This is a genomic window from Bradyrhizobium sp. (genome assembly GCF_016462955.1).
Lineage (GTDB): Bacteria > Pseudomonadota > Alphaproteobacteria > Rhizobiales > Xanthobacteraceae > Bradyrhizobium.
The window spans coordinates 1-483 of record NZ_JAEMSD010000569.1 but is presented as its reverse complement, the minus strand read 5'-3'; the positions used below and the strand labels follow the sequence as shown (position 1 = coordinate 483).

At 67.3% G+C, this 483-nt stretch carries 1 protein-coding gene; it reads right to left on the bottom strand.

The window, feature by feature from the left end:
- Positions 1-483 (bottom strand): beta-ketoacyl synthase N-terminal-like domain-containing protein (locus JHD07_RS34560; RefSeq protein WP_291630321.1); only part of this gene is annotated, 483 nt, incomplete at both ends.

Below are 483 nucleotides of genomic sequence, written 5' to 3'. Positions count from 1 at the left end.
CAGTCTCGATCGACGGATTGTCGAGATTGATGGTCGGCGGCACGACGTTATCGCGAATCGCCAAAATCGCGAAGATAGCTTCGATCGCACCGGCAGCCCCCAGGAGATGGCCGGTCGACGACTTGGTCGAGGACATCGCGACCTTGGAGGCGGCGTTGCCGAGCAGACGCTCGACCGCGCCAAGCTCGATCTCGTCGCCAAGCGGCGTGGAGGTGCCGTGCGCGTTGATGTAGTCGAGATCGGATGGCGTCAGGCCGGCACGCTTGAGCGCTGCCGACATGCTGCGGAAGCCGCCGTCGCCGTCCGGGGCCGGCGAGGTGATGTGGTAGGCGTCGCCCGAGAGGCCGTAGCCGATCACCTCGGCATAGATCCTGGCGCCGCGGCGCCTGGCGTGCTCCAGCTCTTCCAACACCAGGACGCCGGCGCCCTCGCCCATCACGAAGCCGTCGCGGTCCTTGTCGTAGGGGCGCGAGGCCTTCTCGG